At 63.5% G+C, this 17,275-nt stretch carries 17 protein-coding genes and 1 pseudogene; 11 read left to right on the top strand and 7 right to left on the bottom strand.

Features of this window, described 5'->3' with window-relative positions:
• The 5 genes and pseudogenes from Q1L50_RS14945 to Q1L50_RS14925 form a co-directional block, all read right to left on the bottom strand.
• Positions 1 to 1,233, bottom strand: a complete 1,233-nt coding sequence (locus Q1L50_RS14945) for an efflux RND transporter periplasmic adaptor subunit (protein ID WP_300340083.1) — start codon at positions 1,231 to 1,233, stop codon at positions 1 to 3.
• A gap of 278 nt (positions 1,234 to 1,511) precedes the next feature.
• Positions 1,512 to 2,633, bottom strand: a pseudogene (locus tag Q1L50_RS14940) (ABC transporter permease).
• A gap of 4 nt (positions 2,634 to 2,637) precedes the next feature.
• Positions 2,638 to 3,564 carry an ABC transporter ATP-binding protein gene (locus Q1L50_RS14935; protein ID WP_300340081.1) on the bottom strand — a complete coding sequence of 309 codons (927 nt, stop codon included), beginning with the start codon at positions 3,562 to 3,564 and terminating at the stop codon, positions 2,638 to 2,640.
• Between the two features lies 1 nt (position 3,565).
• On the bottom strand, positions 3,566 to 4,534 hold the full coding sequence (locus Q1L50_RS14930; RefSeq protein ID WP_300340079.1) for an HlyD family efflux transporter periplasmic adaptor subunit: 969 nt from the start codon (positions 4,532 to 4,534) through the stop codon (positions 3,566 to 3,568).
• 215 nt (positions 4,535 to 4,749) lie between these two features.
• On the bottom strand, positions 4,750 to 7,638 hold the full coding sequence (locus Q1L50_RS14925) for an Rne/Rng family ribonuclease (protein ID WP_300340077.1): 2,889 nt from the start codon (positions 7,636 to 7,638) through the stop codon (positions 4,750 to 4,752).
• 403 nt (positions 7,639 to 8,041) lie between these two features.
• Between Q1L50_RS14925 and Q1L50_RS14920 the strand changes: the two genes are divergently transcribed.
• From Q1L50_RS14920 to Q1L50_RS14905, 4 genes are read left to right on the top strand one after another with little or no spacing between them, the layout of a single operon-like run.
• Positions 8,042 to 9,034 carry an RluA family pseudouridine synthase gene (locus tag Q1L50_RS14920; protein ID WP_300340075.1) on the top strand — a complete coding sequence of 331 codons (993 nt, stop codon included), beginning with the start codon at positions 8,042 to 8,044 and terminating at the stop codon, positions 9,032 to 9,034.
• Complete coding sequence (locus tag Q1L50_RS14915; protein WP_300340073.1) at positions 9,018 to 9,674, top strand: HAD-IIIA family hydrolase; 657 nt, start codon at positions 9,018 to 9,020, stop codon at positions 9,672 to 9,674. Before Q1L50_RS14920 ends, Q1L50_RS14915 begins: the two co-directional genes overlap by 17 nt.
• Positions 9,653 to 10,003, top strand: a complete 351-nt coding sequence (locus tag Q1L50_RS14910) for a Rieske 2Fe-2S domain-containing protein (RefSeq protein ID WP_300340071.1) — start codon at positions 9,653 to 9,655, stop codon at positions 10,001 to 10,003. The genes Q1L50_RS14915 and Q1L50_RS14910 overlap by 22 nt, the downstream gene beginning before the upstream one ends.
• Positions 10,004 to 10,008: 5 nt before the next feature.
• Positions 10,009 to 10,962 carry a S49 family peptidase gene (locus Q1L50_RS14905; RefSeq protein WP_300340069.1) on the top strand — a complete coding sequence of 318 codons (954 nt, stop codon included), beginning with the start codon at positions 10,009 to 10,011 and terminating at the stop codon, positions 10,960 to 10,962.
• A gap of 39 nt (positions 10,963 to 11,001) precedes the next feature.
• Here Q1L50_RS14905 and Q1L50_RS14900 read toward each other — a convergent pair whose 3' ends face one another.
• On the bottom strand, positions 11,002 to 11,712 hold the full coding sequence (locus Q1L50_RS14900) for an SAM-dependent methyltransferase (protein WP_300340068.1): 711 nt from the start codon (positions 11,710 to 11,712) through the stop codon (positions 11,002 to 11,004).
• 27 nt (positions 11,713 to 11,739) lie between these two features.
• On the bottom strand, positions 11,740 to 12,330 hold the full coding sequence (locus Q1L50_RS14895) for a Maf family nucleotide pyrophosphatase (protein ID WP_300340066.1): 591 nt from the start codon (positions 12,328 to 12,330) through the stop codon (positions 11,740 to 11,742).
• 206 nt (positions 12,331 to 12,536) lie between these two features.
• Here Q1L50_RS14895 and Q1L50_RS14890 point away from each other — a divergent pair, with 206 nt between their 5' ends.
• The 7 genes from Q1L50_RS14890 (at position 12,537) to acpP (ending at position 17,232) form a co-directional block, all read left to right on the top strand.
• Entirely contained in the window at positions 12,537 to 12,941 is a 405-nt protein-coding gene (locus Q1L50_RS14890) for a YceD family protein (RefSeq protein ID WP_300340064.1), read from the top strand.
• A 21-nt stretch (positions 12,942 to 12,962) separates the two neighbouring features.
• Positions 12,963 to 13,142 (top strand): 50S ribosomal protein L32, encoded by a 180-nt coding sequence (rpmF, locus tag Q1L50_RS14885; protein WP_300340063.1) that lies wholly within the window; start codon positions 12,963 to 12,965, stop codon positions 13,140 to 13,142.
• 63 nt (positions 13,143 to 13,205) lie between these two features.
• On the top strand, positions 13,206 to 14,219 hold the full coding sequence (gene plsX / locus Q1L50_RS14880) for a phosphate acyltransferase PlsX (protein ID WP_300340153.1): 1,014 nt from the start codon (positions 13,206 to 13,208) through the stop codon (positions 14,217 to 14,219).
• A gap of 1 nt (position 14,220) precedes the next feature.
• Positions 14,221 to 15,183 (top strand): beta-ketoacyl-ACP synthase III, encoded by a 963-nt coding sequence (locus Q1L50_RS14875; RefSeq protein WP_300340061.1) that lies wholly within the window; start codon positions 14,221 to 14,223, stop codon positions 15,181 to 15,183.
• A gap of 11 nt (positions 15,184 to 15,194) precedes the next feature.
• A complete protein-coding gene (gene fabD / locus Q1L50_RS14870; protein WP_300340059.1) occupies positions 15,195 to 16,133 on the top strand; it encodes an ACP S-malonyltransferase in 939 nt (312 codons plus the stop codon).
• A complete protein-coding gene (gene fabG, locus Q1L50_RS14865; RefSeq protein ID WP_300340058.1) occupies positions 16,130 to 16,876 on the top strand; it encodes a 3-oxoacyl-ACP reductase FabG in 747 nt (248 codons plus the stop codon). The genes fabD and fabG overlap by 4 nt, the downstream gene beginning before the upstream one ends.
• Positions 16,877 to 16,995: 119 nt before the next feature.
• Entirely contained in the window at positions 16,996 to 17,232 is a 237-nt protein-coding gene (gene acpP, locus Q1L50_RS14860; RefSeq protein ID WP_291992740.1) for an acyl carrier protein, read from the top strand.
• Positions 17,233 to 17,275: the final 43 nt, after the last annotated feature.

The raw sequence follows: 17,275 nt of genomic DNA, 5'->3' as shown, positions 1-17,275 counted from the left end.
TTACCCCTTGCTTTCGGGCGCAGGTGCCGCCGGTCTTTCCCCGGGTTGCGTCGGCTTGGCGGCGGCTGGCGCCGGCGGCTCGAAAGGCTTCGGGTTGACCGTCATTCCCGCCTTGACCTTCTGGGTTCCTTCGGCGATCACTTTTTCACCCGGCTGCAGGCCGCTGGTAATAATCCAGTCCGAACCGATCCGGTCGCCGACGCTTACCGGACGAATGTCGACCTTGTTGTCGGCGCCGACCACGGCGAGCAGGTACTTGCCCTGGATTTCGGTAACTGCCCGTTGCGGCACCAGCAGCGCGCCTTCGGCGACCGACATCGTAGCCCGGATGCGGCCATACTGTCCCGGGCGAAGCAGACGTTCGGGATTCGGGAAGAGGGCGGTGGCCTTGAAGGTTCCGGTGCTCGAATCCACCTGCCGGTTGAGCACCGCGAACTGGCCCTCATGCGGAAAAATCGAGCCATCGACGAGGATCAACTCGATCGGAACGCGCTTGCGCTCGTGTTTGGGGCCTTCAGCGAGCATGGCGCGGGCCAGGGGAAGGTATTCCCGCTCGCTGATGTTGAAATAGACCTTGATCGGATCGACGGTCGATACGGTGGTCAGTTCGGTCGGCATGCTCGGGCTCAGCAGGTCGCCGATCTGGGCTTTGGCGATGCCGGCGATCCCCTCGATCAGAGAGGTGATGCGGGTAAAGCTGAGGTTCAGCTTGGCCGTTTCCAGCGCGGCTTCAGCGGCGTCAAGCGAGGCCTTGGCGGACAGTTCGGCGCCGGTGGTGTCGTCGAGATCCTTCTGGCTGAGCGCGTTCTTGGCCGCCAGCGGCTTGACCCGCGCCAGATTTGCCTTCGCGGTCTGGTAGAGAGCGCGTTGCTGCGCAACCAATCCCTTCGCCTGATCGACCGCGGCTGCGAAAGTTCGCGGGTCGATCTGGAAGAGCAACTGACCCTTTTTCACCAGGTCGCCTTCGCGATAGTACTGCTTGATCAGGTAACCGGTCACCTGCGGACGGATGACGGCATTGACGTCGCCGTCCAGCGAGCCGATCCATTCCTGGTAGATCGGCACGTCCTTCTGCACTACCGTTACGACGTCGACGGTTGGCGGCGCGGGCGGCGCGGCCTCTTCTTTCTTGCCACACCCCGTCGTGAGCAGCAGTGCCACGCTGGCCAGGGCGGCGGCGGTGCTGCTGAGAGTGCGGCGTGCGAATGACGAGGAAAATGGTGTCGAGGTCATGACAGCTCCTGCTTGCGGACAGTTGGCGTGGCTTGCTGTTGTTTCGGGAGTTCCCGACGGAAACGAGAATGGTAGATAAGGCAGGTCTCGTCTGCTCCCAGCATTGTGGGAAACGGAAAATACCAGAGTGACTTGGAGTATTAGGCGCGGATTATGCAGGATGCCCGGTTTCAAATCCAGCCCGGCAGGTTGGTTGCGAGCCAAAATGCTGAGCTCGGTGCTGAAGCAGCAGCACCGAGCTTGCAGAGCCGACCAGGCCATCCAGGGGCCGGGGAAGATCAATCCAGTGTCCGGCGGAAGGTCTTCAGGCCGACCGCGAGTACCACCGCGATGAATGCGAGGATCGGCCAGGCCTGGTCCCACACCGTATCCAGGCCGTTGCCCTTGAGCAGGATTCCCCTAACCAGCAACAGGAAGTGGGTGAGTGGCAAGATGCTGCCGATCACCTGCGCCTATTCCGGCATGCCGCGGAATGGAAACATGAAGCCCGAGAGCAGCATCGAAGGCAGAAAGAAGAAAAAGGTCATCTGCATCGCCTGCAACTGGTTCTGGGCGATCGAGCTGAAGGTGATGCCGAGCGTCAGGTTGGCGCAGATGAACAGCAGGACCACCGCGTAGAGCAGCAGCAGGCTGCCGTGCATCGGCACGTCGAAAATCCAGCGGGCAGCCAGCAGTACCAGTGTCACCTGGAGGAGCCCGATGAGGATGTAGGGGACGATCTTGCCGGTCATCACTTCCAGCGGCGTGGCCGGTGTCGAGAGCAGGTTCTCGAAGGTGCCCCGCTCGCGCTCGCGGGTCATCGCCAGGCCGGTCATGAGCACCATGGTCATGGTCAGGATGACACCCAGCAAACCGGGCACGACGTTGTAGGCGGTGATCCCTTCGGGGTTGTAACGGCGATGGATACGAAGATCCACCGGCGGCGTCGCGGCAGCCTGTCGACCGGGCAGGTCGGCGGCGAACACCTCGCTGCCCAGTTGCCTGAGGACCGAGATCGCGCCGCCGGTGGCCATCGGGTCGGTGGCGTCGGCTTCCACGAGCAGCGTCGGGCTTCGGCCACGCACCAGGTCCCGGTGGAAACCGGCCGGGAAGGTGACGACGAACTGCACCTCGCTGCGGTCGAGCAGCTCGCCGGCCTGACGCTGGTCCACCTGCCCGACGATCTTGAAATACTGGCTGTTGGCCATCGCCGCGACATAGGATCGGGCGAAGGGTCCGGGGTCGGCGACGACCACCGCGGTCGGCAGGTGCTTGGGGTCGGAGTTGATCGCGAAGCCGAACAACATCAACTGAATGATCGGGATGCCGACGATCATTCCGAAGGTCAGACGGTCGCGCCTGAGCTGGATGAATTCCTTGAGCAGGATGCCCAGCCAGCGGGAGAAAGAAAAGCCTTGCATGATCTCAGCTCGCGAATGGGTCCTGGCTGTGCTGCATCAGGTGAATGAAGGCATCCTCCAGCGACGGCGCCACCGCCGTGCTCTGCAGGCCGGATTCGTCGCTCAGCGCCTGCAGGCTGGCCCGCAGAAGAGGGCCGTCACGGCCACTGACGTGCAGCGTCGCGCCGAAGCTGGCGACCTGCTCGGCGCCCGCCATCCGGCGCAGGCGCTCGGCCACGCCGTGGATGCCTACGCCGCTGATTTGCCAGGTGTTCAGCCGGCAGCCGGCGACCACCTCCTGGGCAGTACCCGATGCCAGCAGACTGCCATAGGCGATATAGGCCAGGCGATGGCAACGTTCGGCCTCGTCCATGTAGTGGGTGGAGACCAGGATGGTGATCCCGGCGGCCGAGAGACGGTGGATTTCCTCCCAGAAGTCTCGGCGCGCCTTGGGATCGACGCCGGCGGTGGGTTCGTCGAGGAGCAGCAGGCGGGGCGCATGCAGCAGGCACGAGGCGAGTGCGAGCCGCTGCTTCCAGCCACCCGACAGGGTGCCAGCCAGTTGCTGGCGGCGGCCGTCGAGGCCGAGATCGACAAGCGCCCGGTCGACCGCTTGCCGGCGATTGGCCATCCCGAACATGCGGGCCACGAAATCCAGATTTTCGGCGATCGTCAGGTCGTCCCACAGCGAAAACTTCTGGGTCATGTAGCCGACCTGCCGCTTGATCGCGGCGCTGTCCTTCAGGACGTCCAGGCCGAGACACGTCCCGCGGCCGCTGTCCGGCGTCAGCAGGCCGCACAGCATGCGGATCGAGGTTGTCTTGCCACTGCCGTTGGGGCCGAGAAAACCGTAGATTTCACCTTCGCGGACCTGCAGCGTCAAGTCCTTGACCACGTGCTTGTCGCCAAAACGCTTGTTGATGCCGCTGACATCGATGGCCAGAGCGTCCATTTCAGTTTCCGACAATCCTTACGTCGACCGGCAGTCCGGGCCGCAGCGTCGCCGCCTGTTCGAGCGCCGGCGCCGCTTCGACGCGGAAAACGAGCTTCTCGCGGCTACCGCGACTGTAGATCACCGGCGGCGTGTATTCGGCCTGCGGTGCGATGAAGTCGATGGTGGCCCGGATCGGTTCGCTACAGCCATCGCAGCGCGCTTCAACGCGCTGCCCCGGTTGGAGTCCGGCGATCAGCGCTTCCGGGACATAGAAGCGCAGTCGCCGACGCGCATCCGGCAGAAAGCTGGCGACCGCCGCAGCTGCCGGTACCCACTCGCCGGGTTGGTAGTAGGTGTCGGCAACCTCGCCCGCCGCTGGCGCCGTTACCGTTTTTCGCTCCACCTGCCAGCGCTTTTGCGCCGCGGCCGCGGCCGCGGCCTGCCGTTCGGCCTCGGCGCTGCGCACTTCGAACTGGCGGCCAAGGGAACTGCGGACGTTGGCCAACTGCTGCCTGGCTGCCTCGCGCTGGGCGGCATTGCGATCACGCGTCGTCCTGGCTTCATCGAGTCTGGCCTGCGACACGAACTGCTGCCTGGCCAGCGCCTGTTGTTGATGGAACTGCGTTTGCGACAGTTGCAGGGCCGCATCGGCGGCCCGGAGTTCGGCCTCCAGGGCGGCAATTTCGGGCTGACGGCGGGGTTCGGCGAGATTGTTGACCTTGTCGCGAGCGGCGTCGCTGCGGGCCTCCGCTTCGGCAAGAGATAGCGAATCCGGGTCAGACTCGACGGTAAAGAGGACTTGTCCTTCCTTGCTGCGACTACCGCGCGGGCGGTCGAGCGACTTGAGATAGCCGGCCTGCGGCGCAGCCAGGTACAGGTATTCGCCTTCGACGTAGCCCTGGTAAGCGGGTGGTTGCTGGTCGCCGCAAGCGGCGAGAAGCGCCACGATGATGGTGGCGACCAGAAAGGATTGCCTTGAAGGGTTCATCGTGCGGGGCTTTCCAGCGGGTTTGCGGGAGCGAGTCTGGCGCACGGGGTCCACCGGCGCCGGTCCGCGCACGGATCTTCCCGGCTGACAACCGATGCCAGTCAGAGCAGTCAATGCTCGGCTTTTCGGGAGGGTCGGCCTTTTCGCGTCGCTGGTCTGCTGCGCCATCGAGACGAAAAGCATCGGCCCTCACCGAAGGGCTGGTCTTCCATCGCTTACTTGCGCGTTTCCACCATCACCATCGGTTCGTCGGCAACAGCCGGGGCGCTGCGCTTGCGGCGTGGCTGCCGTGTCGTCGTGGCTTCGGGGGCTTCGGGGGCTTCGGGCTGCCACGCTTGAGTCTTGTCCTTGCTCGTCTCGACCATCACCATGCCGCTGCTCTCCACCGTGCTCCGGCTGACCGGCGTAGCGGTGGTGGTCGCGAGCGCTGCGGCCACGGCGGCGCCGTCCGCCACCGGCGGGGTCGCGACAAGCTCTTCCAGGCGTGGCGTTACGTTAAGCGCTTCGACGTTCGCGACTTCGACGACCTCCTGAACGTCGATGGTGGGCGGCGCTGCCGGTGCGGCGGCCACTTCACGTACGATCGGCACGTCGGCTGCGGCCGGCTCCGATCTTTCGATCGCCGCCTCCGTGTCAACCGGTCCAGTCGCGGCCGCACTGGTCGGGGCATCCTGGGCGATCGGTGCTTCGACGACCAGCGCCGGCAGGGCAGCGTTGCCAGGGAGCTGATCTTCGACAGTATCTGCAGCAGCTCGATCCGTGCCGACTGGCGCTGCCCGGACTGCCGGCGCGGCCGGCAGCGGAGCTGCCGTGGCGGTGCTCGTCGTCGCGCCGGACTGGCTGTCGAGGTCCGCCAGCGGGCCGGCGTGCAGATCTGCATCTGCCGCTGCCGCACTCTCTGTGGCGGGACTCGTTGGCGTTGGCCCTGCGGTCAGCAGGTCGAGCTGCTTCTCCGGGGTCTCGCTTCTCTCGCCGCGCTCGCGGCGGCCGCCGCGACGGCCACGGCGACGGGGGGCGCTGGCGGTCTCGTCGCTTGCCTGCTCCTGGGCAGGGCCATTAGGTACAGGCGCCGTTGCCGGCGGGACCGCGACGACCGCGTGGGCGACCGGCGTCACGCCTTGCTCCTGGCGTTCGCTGCGCGGTTCCCCGCGAGGGCGCCGCGGTGGGCGGGGCTCACGAGGTTTTGGTGGCTCGCTCCGTGCAGGCGCCGGAATTTGTTGTGGCGGCGCTTCCTGCTGCTCACGGTTGACGCTCTGGGGAGGTGCTGCGCGCGTTTCGTCTCGGCGAATGTTGTTGCGGGTGGCGCCGCGGCGAGGCTCGCGCTGCGCGTCACGAGTCGGGTTGCTGCCGCGGGTAGGCTTGGCGGGATCTGGCGGTGTGGCGGGCTCGGTCTTGGGCTGGAACCAGGACAGAATCCGGTTGAGGAAGCCGCCAGGCGCCTTTCCCGGCTTCACGGCGACGGTTGCGGGCGCGTCGCTGCGCAGTGGCGCCGGCTGTGACGGAGTGATGCCCTTGATCGCCGCTTCCGGGCGAGCTGCCTTGGTGTCGCTGGCGGCAATCGTCTCGCTGCCGTCGTCCACGGTCGGCATGGCGACCATCCGGTACGATGGCTGTTGCTGTTCTTCCGGGCCCAATTCGTCCTGGCGAATCCGGCTGATCGTGTGCTGTGGCGTTTCCAGGTGCATATTGGGAATCAGCAGAACACTGACCTTGTGCCGCAGTTCAACAGCCTGGACATCGGTACGCTTCTCGTTGAGCAGAAAAGTGGCGACGTCGACCGGTACCTGTGCGTGCACCGCTGTCGTGTTGTCCTTCATCGCCTCTTCTTCGAGGATGCGCAGGATGTGCAGCGCGGCGGACTCGGTGCTGCGGATGTGGCCAGTCCCCGAACAACGCGGGCAGGCGATGTAGCTGGTTTCAGCAAGCGCCGGGCGCAGGCGCTGGCGCGACAATTCGAGCAGGCCGAAGCGGCTGATCTTGCCGGTCTGCACGCGTGCGCGGTCGAAGCGCAGGGCATCGCGGACGCAGTTCTCGACATCACGCTGGTTGCGCTGGCTTTCCATGTCGATGAAGTCGATGACGATCAGTCCGCCGAGGTCGCGCAGTCGCAACTGGCGGGCGACTTCCTCGGCTGCTTCGAGGTTGGTTTTCAGCGCCGTTTCTTCGATGTCGGCGCCGCGCGTCGAGCGGCCAGAGTTTACATCGACCGAGACCAGTGCTTCGGTATGGTCGATGACGATCGCCCCACCCGAAGGGAGGCTGACCTGGCGCGAATAGGCCGATTCGATCTGGTGTTCAATCTGGAAGCGCGAGAACAGGGGCACGTCGTCGCGATAGCGCTTGATGCGATTGACTGTCCCCGGCATCACGTGCTCCATGAACTGCGCCGCCTGCTCGAACACTTCGTCGGTGTCGATCAGGATCTCGCCGATGTCCGGCTGGAAGTAGTCGCGGATGGCGCGGATGACCAGGCTGCCTTCCTGATAGATCAGGAAGGCGCCTTTCTGCTGCTGGGCGGCTGCCTCAATCGCCTTCCATAATTGCAGCAGGTAGTTGAGATCCCACTGCAGTTCTTCGGCGTTGCGACCGATCGCCGCCGTGCGAGCGATCAGGCTCATGCCCTGCGGCACCTGCAACTGATCCATCACTTCACGCAGTTCGGCGCGCTCGTTGCCCTCGACGCGGCGCGAGACGCCGCCGCCGCGCGGGTTGTTCGGCATCAGCACCAGATAACGGCCGGCCAGACTGACGAAGGTGGTCAGGGCAGCGCCCTTGTTGCCACGTTCGTCCTTGTCGACCTGAACGATCAACTCCTGGCCTTCGCGAAGCGCCTCCTTGATGGTCGTTCGGCCGGCGTCCACACCAGGCTGGAAGAACGCGCGCGACACTTCCTTGAACGACAGAAAGCCATGCCGTTCCGAGCCGTAATCGACAAATGCCGCTTCCAGGCTGGGTTCTATGCGGGTAATGACCGCTTTATAAATGTTGCTCTTTTTTTGTTCCTTGGAGGCTGATTCAATGTCCAGATCAATGAGTTTCTGACCGTCGACAATGGCGACACGCAGTTCCTCGGCCTGTGTCGCGTTAAAAAGCATGCGTTTCATGATAGATAGGGCTCCCACGCGCTCGCACGGGGAAGTGCCTGGTGCAGGCAGCGACGGATTAGTTGTGGGCGGAACGTTTGAGGGGCGGTCCGATGGTGCAACTAAAAGGGGAATCTCGCCGACTCGATTGCTCGTTTGGCCTTGAAATTCAAGGGATCCGGAATCTGCCTGAGTGGGTCCACAGGTGCTAGGCGCGCGCAGTTCAAGTAGTATCGCTACTTTGTGGTGAGCGACCTTAACCAGGTGGATGCGTTGGGTGACCTTGCGCAGGTTGGCGCAAGCGAGGCGGCTGATGCCTGCCGGAAAGTGCGTCGCAGTTGCTTCAGAATCGGCGTCGCTCGACGGTCTTACGGGTCAGCGCCTCTTTCAACCCAAGACGCAAAACGAGCGAAGTATATTCAAAATGGCCGAAGTTAGCAAAACCTCCGTGGTCCAGGAGCTAATTACCGAGAACGAACACGGACAGCGGCTGGACAACCTGTTGCTGAAGAAGTGCAAGGGTGTGCCCAAGAGTCACGTGTACAGCATTGTCCGTAGCGGCCAGGTGCGGGTCAATGGACGGCGCGCTGAAGTCTCCTATCGCCTGCAGGCCGGCGACCTGGTACGGATTCCACCGATGCGGACCGCGAGGGTCGAGCAGGAGGTCGTGGACGGCGCCGCGTTGAAGGCGCAACTGCCCGTGCTCTATGAAGACGACGCCCTGTTGGTGGTCGACAAGCCGGCAGGAATCGCCGTGCACGGCGGCAGCGGCGAGAGTTTCGGGGTCATCGAGGCGCTGCGTCGGCAGCGGCCGCAGGCCCGTTTTCTTGAACTTGCGCACCGTCTGGACCGCGAGACGTCAGGTGTTCTGCTGGTTGGCAAGAAGCGGTCGGCGCTCCTGGCCTTGCACGAGATGTTCCGCGAAGGTGCCCGCGGTAACGGTGTGCCGGGCGCGGACAAACGCTATCAGGTCCTCGTCGTCGGGCGCTGGATGGACCCGCTGCGCAACGTCAGGCTACCTTTGCACAAGTATTTGCTCGAGTCCGGCGAGCGCCGGGTGCGCGTGGCTGAGGACGGCAAGACCGCCCACACGGTGTTTCGGCTGTTGGCGCGCTGGCAGAGCTTCAGCCTCCTGGAGGCACAGTTGAAGACTGGGCGAACCCACCAGATTCGCGTTCACCTGGCGCACCTCGGCTATCCGATTGCCGGCGACGAGAAATACGGCGATTTCGGGATGAACCGGACGCTGGCCAGGGAGGGACTGAAGCGCATGTTCCTGCACGCCTGGAAGATGTCTCTGGCGCATCCCCTGGAGGGTCGCGATCTGGTGCTGACAGCGGCTTTGCCCCGGGCCTTGCAGCAGTTCCTGCAAAGTGTGTCGGCAAAGGAGGTGCAGGACCATGGCAGCAAGATTTGAACTGCTGGTTTTCGACTGGGATGGAACGTTGCTCGATTCGGCGGGGGCCATCGTCGGGGCGATCAATGCGGCCTGCCGTGACCTGGGTTTGCCGATCCCCGGCGAGGAGCGTTCCCGGCATGTGATTGGGCTCGGTCTGCGTGAGGCCCTGCGCCATGCTGTGCCAGACCTGCCAGAAAGCCGCTATCCACTGATTGTCGAACGTTACCGCCATCATTACCTGTTGCATGATCACGAGTTGCAGCTTTTTGACGGCGCGGCGGCGCTGATCGCTGAACTGGCCGGGGCTGGTTTCCTGCTCGCGGTGGCCACCGGCAAGAGTCGGGCCGGCCTCGACCGAGCCTTGCGGGCCAGTGGTGTTGGCGCTTGCTTTCACGCTTCGCGCTGCGCTGACGAGTGTTTTTCCAAGCCGCACCCACAGATGCTCGCGCAATTGATGGACGAACTGTCGGTCGAGCCTGGGCGGACGTTGATGATCGGCGATACCACCCACGACCTGCAGATGGCCAGGAACGCTGGTGTCGCCTGTCTGGCCGCTGCTTATGGCGCGCACCCGGCGGCAGCGCTGGACGCATTGGGGCCGCTGGCGCGTTTTCAGGAGATCGAGGAGATGGCCCGATGGCTGCGCAAGAACGCTTGATCTGTCTGTCCGGTGACTTGATCGACGGCGGGGAGGGTGTGCGCTTCACTGTCTGCCAGGAGACGGTGGACCAGCCCGCTTTTGCCGTGCGCTTTCATGGCCGCGTGGTGGCCTACCTCAATCGCTGTGCGCATGTGCCGATCGAGATCGACTGGCAGCCTGGTCAATTCTTCGATGATTCCAAGTTATACTTGATCTGCGCGACGCATGGCGCGCTGTATTCTCCTGCCGACGGTCGCTGTCTGGGCGGTCGTTGTCAGGGCAAAGGTCTGACGCCCTTACCCGTCGAAGAACGTGGTGGCGTGATTTACTTTACCCCGAGCGAGTGAAAACCTTGACTACCCCTGAAAGCGAGTCTCATTGGGAACGGCAGTTGCTTGAGAAATGGGCCTTGGCGGCGCTGCAGGAGCAGAAGGCGAAGCGTCGCTGGGGGATCTTCTTCAAGCTGCTGGGCCTCTCTTACCTGGTCGCCGTGCTGGTTCTGCTGGTCGATTGGGGCGGCCCGGAGAAGCTTGCCGACGGTAGCCGGCATACCGCCGTGGTGCAACTGAACGGCGTCATCGAGGCCAGCGGCGAGGCCAGCGCCCAGACGATCAACCAGGCTTTGCAATCCGCTTTCGGCGACAAGGGTACGGCTGGCGTCATCCTGCAGGTCAACAGCCCTGGCGGCAGTCCGGTTCAGGCCGGAATCGTGCACGACGAAATTCGGCGCTTGCGCAGCAAGCATCCGCAGATTTCCCTCTACGTGGTGGTCGAGGATCTGTGCGCTTCCGGCGGTTACTATGTTGCCGTGGCGGCGGACAAGATCTTTGTTGACAAGGCCAGCATCATCGGGTCGATCGGTGTGCTGATGGATGGTTTCGGTTTCACCGGGACGATGGAAAAGCTCGGTGTCGAGCGACGGTTGCTGGTCGCCGGGGTGAACAAGGGCTTCCTTGACCCGTTCTCGCCGCAGGATGTGACGCAGAAGGACCACGCACAGGTACTGCTCGGTGAGATTCACAAGCAGTTCATCGAAGTTGTCCGGCGCGGACGGGGCGAACGGCTGAAGGAAACGCCGGACATGTTCAGCGGCCTGATGTGGACCGGCAGTCAGAGCGTCCAACTGGGCCTGGCCGATGGTTTGGGAACTGTCGGGTCGGTCGCGCGCGACGTGATCAAGGCCGACAAAATCGTCGACTTCACGATCAAGGACAACCTCGCCGAGCGCCTTGCCAAGCGTCTGCGTGCCGGCGGGACGCCGGGCGTTGCGTCGCTGCTGGGCATCGGTCAGCCCCTGCTTCGGTGACTGCCGCTCGCACCGATAACGCGGCGCCCGCACGGCTCGCTAGGCGTGCAGCAGGAATACCGTCGGGCGGCGATTGATGTCCGGTGGCGGTTGCGCTTGCCATGCCGAGACCGGGCGCGTCCGGATTTGTTCGCTGTCCAGGGTAAGATCGGTGGCGAGGCAGATTCGCGTGTCCGGCGCGCAGGCCTTGAGCAGCGATTCGAGCATCTGACGGTTGCGGTAGGGCGTCTCGATGAAGATCTGAGTTCGTTGCGACTGCAGGGAGTCCTTCTCGAGTTCGCGCAAGCGCTTCTCGCGCTCCTGGCTTGCGCTTGGCAGGTAACCGTGGAACGTGAAGCCTTGGCCGGTCAGTCCGGAAGCCATCAAGGCCAGGAGGATGGACGAGGGGCCAACCATTGGCACGACTTTGATACCCGCCTCGTGGGCCATGGCCACCAGGGTGGCGCCAGGGTCGGCGACGGCCGGACAGCCGGCCTCGGAAATCAGCCCGACATCGTTTCCTGCCAGGAGTGGTTCCAGGAGTTGCTGGAGCGCGCTGTCCGGCGTGTGCTCGTTGAGCTCCACAATCCCGATCTGCTGCAGGGGCAGGTTTGCGGGCAGCGACTTTAGGAAGGCGCGCGCCGACTTGGCGTTCTCGGCAACAAAATGAGCGAGTCCTTGTGCGCAGGCCAGGACGGGCTGTGGCAGGGCGGCGGCGGCTTCCGTTTGGCCGAGCGGCACCGGGATCAGATACAGCCTGCCCTTGCTCATAGAGTACCTTGTAAGTAGTACATGACGCTATGGTTGCAATACGGATACGTTCTCGATTCTAAGAAGGTCGCAGAGCGCTATGAGGGGCAGTCCAATCAGTGCATTCGGGTCTTCACCGTCGATTCTGGCAATCAGTGCGATCCCCAGTCCTTCCGACTTGGCGCTGCCGGCGCAATTGTAGGGCCGTTCCTTGTGCAGGTAGTCTGCGATTTCTCCGTCGGCCAGATCGCGGAAGGTGACCAGCGTGGGGACGCCGCGCAGATGGGCGCGTCCGCTGACGGCGTCCAGGAGACACAGACCGGTAAAAAAGTTGACGCGGCGTCCGCGCATCAATTGCAGTTGGCGCAGCGCGTTTTCGTACGTTCCGGGTTTTCCGAAAACCTGGCCATCGAGATATGCAACCTGATCGCTGCCGATGATCAAGGCCTGGGGGAAAAGCGGGGCGACCGCCTGCGCCTTGGCGTGCGAAAGCCGCAGGGCGCCCGCCGCCGGCGTTTCGCCCGGCAGCAGCGCCTCTTCGACGGCCGGATTGGCCGTTTCGAAGGGCAAGCCAAGGCGGGCAAGGAGCTCGCGTCGGAACGGCGAGGTCGAGGCGAGAACGAGCGGCGGTCTGGTCATCGGTTGCTCGATAGCTGCGCGCAGGGCGCAGTGCAGTGGAAAAAATCTGGAAATCCCATCTTTTCCCGCGCCGCGGCTTTGACTTCAAAAGCCGGAAATAATATCATGCCGGCCTTATGTCGCGACGCGTTGTCATTGATAGTCTGGCTTTTGGGCATGAGGGGAACTCGCTGGAGGGCGAACTGCCGCTCGCCGAACTGACGCGATTGCACGACCTGCTGACCGATTCGGCGGGCTCTCTGGCGTATCGGGTCGAGGGCGGAGTGGGGTCTGGTGACAGATCGCAATTGCTGGTTCAGGTCGACGGTGTCGTTCACCTTTGCTGCCAGCGCTGTCTGGAAACGCTGGAGTACCCGCTGGCGTTGCGCAGTCTGCTTGAATTCGTCGATAGCGACGGCGACCTGACGCAGGAGGAACTTGAGGACGACTCCCGGGACTTTCTTCCCGCTCAAAAGGAGCTGGATGTTGCCGTCCTGATTGAGGATGAAATCCTCCTTGCGCTTCCCACGGTGCCGCGGCACGCGGATTGTGTTCTGCCCGGCAGCGGGCAGGGATTGGCACAAGAGTCGCCGTTTTCAGTACTGGCCGGCCTCAAGGGCAGGGCCCAGTGAGTTTGATTTTAGGAGTTCGTCATGGCAGTTCAACAGAACAAGAAATCCCCGTCCAAACGTGGCATGCATCGTGCGCACGATTTTTTGAGCACCCCACCGCTGGCGGTCGAGCCGACGACCGGCGAGGTGCATCTGCGTCACCACGTGAGCCCTACAGGCCATTACCGCGGCAAGAAAGTCGGCAAGGTCGTGGGCGAGTGATTCGTCGGCATTGGGCGGGTATCTTCCGCTGACAGTGAATTGCCTGCCGTTGTCCGCCGCCCGCTGATGATTACCGTTGCCATCGATTGCATGGGCGGGGACCACGGTCCCCGGGTGACCGTTCCGGCAGCGCTTGATTTTGTCCGCGACCAGCCTGACGTTCGCGTCATTCTGGTGGGTATTACCGAGAGCATTCGTCCATTTCTGGGCGATGCGGCGGTAGGTCGGGTCGCCGTTCGCCATGCCACCGAAGTCGTGGCCATGGACGAATCGCCGTCGGTCGCGCTGCGCACCAAGAAGGACTCTTCGATGCGCGTCGCGATCAGCCTGGTCAAGAATGGCGAGGCGGATGCCTGCGTTTCGGCCGGGAATACGGGTGCCTTGATGGCTATTTCCCGCTTCGTTCTCAAGATGTTGCCGGGTATCGATCGTCCGGCGATTTGCGGCGTTCTGCCGACCATCACCGGCCACACGCACGTTCTGGATCTTGGCGCCAACGTCGACTGCAGCCCCGAGCACCTGTTGCAGTTCGGCATCATGGGTGCATCGCTGGTTTCGGCGATCGAGCATCGGGATCGACCAACGGTGGGCATCCTGAATATCGGTCAGGAAGAGATCAAAGGCAACGATGTGGTCAAGCGGGCTGCCGAACTGCTGTGGGATTCGGGCTTGAATTTCATTGGCAATGTCGAAGGCGACGGGCTTTACAAGGGTGAGGCCGACGTCATCGTCTGCGATGGCTTTGTCGGCAATGTCGCCCTGAAGGCTTCGGAAGGCCTGGCGCAACTGCTGGCCACTTTTCTACGTCAGGAGTTCAGACGCAGCTGGTTCACCAAGCTCGCTGCGGTGGTCGCGCTGCCCGTGGTCAAGCGCTTCAAGCGCCGGGTCGACCATCGGCAGTACAACGGTGCCGCCCTGCTCGGCTTGAAGGGGATTGTCGTCAAGAGCCACGGCTCGGCCGACGCCTTCGGTTTCGTGCACGCCCTGCGGCGCGCCGCGGAAGAGGCACGAAGTGGTGTTCTGGCACGGATCAGCGAGCGCGTGGCGCAACAACAACCGCTTCAGGAGTCGGCATAGCATGTTCTCCCGTATTACCGGTATCGGCAGTTTCCTGCCGGGTCAGCCAGTCAGCAACGACGATCTCGCGCGCCGGGGTATCGAAACCAGCGATGAGTGGATCGTCAGTCGGACCGGCATCCACTTCCGGCATCTCGCGGAGAACGGTGAGACCGCCAGCGATCTGGGACTGCAGGCGAGCCGCCGGGCGCTGGCTGCTGCTGGGCTCGAAGCGTCGGATATCGACCTGATCATTGTCGCCACCTCGACGCCGGACTTCATTTTTCCGAGCACCGCGTGTCTGCTGCAGAGCAAGCTGGGGAATCAGGGTGCAACCGCCTTCGATGTGCAGGCGGTGTGCAGCGGCTTTGTTTACGGGCTGACGATTGCCGAGAAATTCATCGCCTCGGGCAGCCATCGGCGCGCCCTGGTGGTTGGCGCCGAAGTGTTTTCACGTATTCTCGACTGGTCCGATCGTGGCACCTGCGTGCTGTTCGGCGATGGTGCCGGTGCGGTGGTGCTCGAGGCTTCAGACGATAGGCCGGGGATTCTGGCGACCGCGCTGCATGCCGACGGCGCGCATCACGGTATTCTGTCGGTCCCGGGCAGCGTTTGTGGCGGCAAGGTCACTGGTGACCCCTTCCTGCGCATGGATGGGCAGGCGGTGTTCAAGTTTGCCGTCCGGGTGCTCGCCGAAGTGGCGGACGAATGCTGTCAGGCGGCGGGGGTTGCTCCCTCGGACATCGACTGGCTGATTCCGCACCAGGCGAATATTCGAATTCTGGAGGCCACCGCGAGAAGAATGAAGGTGGCGATGGACAAGGTCATCGTCACCGTCGATCGGCACGGCAATACCTCGGCGGCGTCGGTGCCTCTGGCGCTCGACGAGGCCGTTCGCGACGGACGCATCCGGGCCGGACAGAAGGTCATGCTCGAAGGCGTCGGTGGCGGTTTTACCTGGGGCGCGGTTCTGGTCGAGATGTAAGGGGAGGGTGCATGGCGTTTGCGTTTGTTTTTCCGGGTCAGGGCTCACAGTCGGTCGGAATGATGGCCGCCTATGGCGACTCGTCGGTGCTGCGCGCGACCTTCGACGAAGCGTCGGCAGTGCTTGAGCAGGATCTTTGGCGATTGCTTGCCGATGGCCCGGCCGACGCTCTGGCCCAGACCGTAAACACCCAGCCGGTGATGCTCACCGCTGGCGTTGCCGTCTATCGCTTGTGGCTCGACAAGGGCGGCAAGCTGCCGGCCGTCGTCGCCGGGCACAGCCTTGGTGAGTATGCGGCGCTGGTCGCCGCGGGGGTGCTCGCCTTCAAGGATGCGGTACCGCTGGTTCGCCTGCGTGCCGCCGCGATGCAGGAAGCGGTACCGGTGGGCGCCGGCGCGATGGCGGCGATTCTCGGTCTCGATGACGAAAGTATTGCCGAGGCCTGCGCCGAAGCTGCAGGCGCTGGCGCGGTCGTCGAACCCGTCAACTTCAATGGTCCGGGACAGATGGTAATTGCCGGTAGCAAGGCCGCTGTCGAGCGCGCTTGCACTGCCTGCAAGGCGCGTGGAGCCAAGAGGGCTGTGCTGTTGCCGGTTTCGGCGCCGTTCCATTCCTCGCTGATGCGCCCGGCGGCCGACAAGCTGGCTGCGCGACTGGCAGATTTGAGTCTTGCTGTCCCGCTATTCCCGGTCATCAACAACGCCGATGTGGCGATCGAGTCGGACCCGGCAAGGATCAAGGACGCCTTGATCCGGCAAGCGTACTCGCCGGTGCGCTGGGTCGAGACGATGCGCAAGATGGCCGCAATGGACATCGACACGGTAGCCGAATGTGGGCCGGGGAAAGTTCTGGCAGGACTAAGCAGGCGCTGTGCAGAAACCCTGACGGGCGTCGCGCTCGCTGATCTGGCGGCCGTCGACGCCGCGCTCGCCAACCTGGGGCAGCCATGACGCTCGCCGGAGAAGTTGTATTGGTCACCGGTGCTTCTCGTGGTATCGGGCGCGCCATAGCCCTCGACCTAGGCAGGCTCGGCGCCACAGTGATCGGTACGGCGACGAGCTCAGAGGGTGCCGCCAGAATCTCGGCCGACCTGGTTGATGCGGCCGGCTGCAAGGGCGAGGGCGCGGTCCTGGAGGTGCGCGACGCGACGCAGGTCGAAGCGTTGATTCGGCACATCGAGAACACCTACGGAGCGGTGTCGGTGCTGGTCAACAACGCTGGCATCACGCGTGACAATCTGTCGATGCGCTTGAAGGATGATGAGTGGGACGCGGTCATCGATACCAACCTGAAGGCCGTCTTCCGACTTTGCAAGGCGGTGATGCGGGGAATGATGAAGGCTCGCCGGGGCCGAATCATCAACGTCACCTCGGTGGTCGGTCACGCAGGGAACCCGGGTCAGGTCAACTACTGCGCTGCCAAGGCAGGCGTCGCCGGAATGAGCCGGGCGCTGGCGCGGGAGCTGGGTAGCCGCAACATCACCGTGAACTGCGTCGCGCCGGGGCTGATCGATACCGACATGACCAGATCGCTGGACGGCCAGCAAAAGGAGCTGTTGCTGGCCAGCATTCCGCTCGGTCGCCTTGGGTCGCCGCAGGATGTTGCAGCCGCGGTGTCGTTTCTGGCGTCGGCGGGAGCGGCCTATGTCACCGGAACGACGATCCACGTCAACGGCGGCATGTTCGTCGGGTGAGTGTCGGGCTGGCACGGCAAGACGTCCTGTTGGCGCGGACGGATAATTGGTAAGTTTCGGTCATTTTGCTAGAATGGCGCATTTATGTTGGTACATGAACTCTCGGAAGGAGCGTTTTGATGGAAAATATTGAGCAACGTGTCAAGAAAATCGTCGCTGAACAACTCGGCGTCAATGAGGCTGACATCAAGAACGAATCGTCGTTCGTCGACGATCTCGGTGCTGATTCGCTGGACACCGTCGAATTGGTGATGGCCCTGGAAGAAGAGTTCGAGTGCGAAATCCCGGACGACGAGGCCGAGAAGATCACCACCGTTCAGCAGGCCATCGACTACGTGGTCGCTCACAAGAAGTAACCTTGAGCTGGGGTTCCGCGGTCAGGCTCGATGAGCGGCCGTG

The sequence above is a fragment of the Accumulibacter sp. genome, assembly GCF_029255145.1.
Classification (GTDB): domain Bacteria; phylum Pseudomonadota; class Gammaproteobacteria; order Burkholderiales; family Rhodocyclaceae; genus Accumulibacter.
The sequence above is the reverse complement of the archived record's forward strand: the minus strand, read 5'-3'. Positions and strand labels throughout refer to the sequence as shown.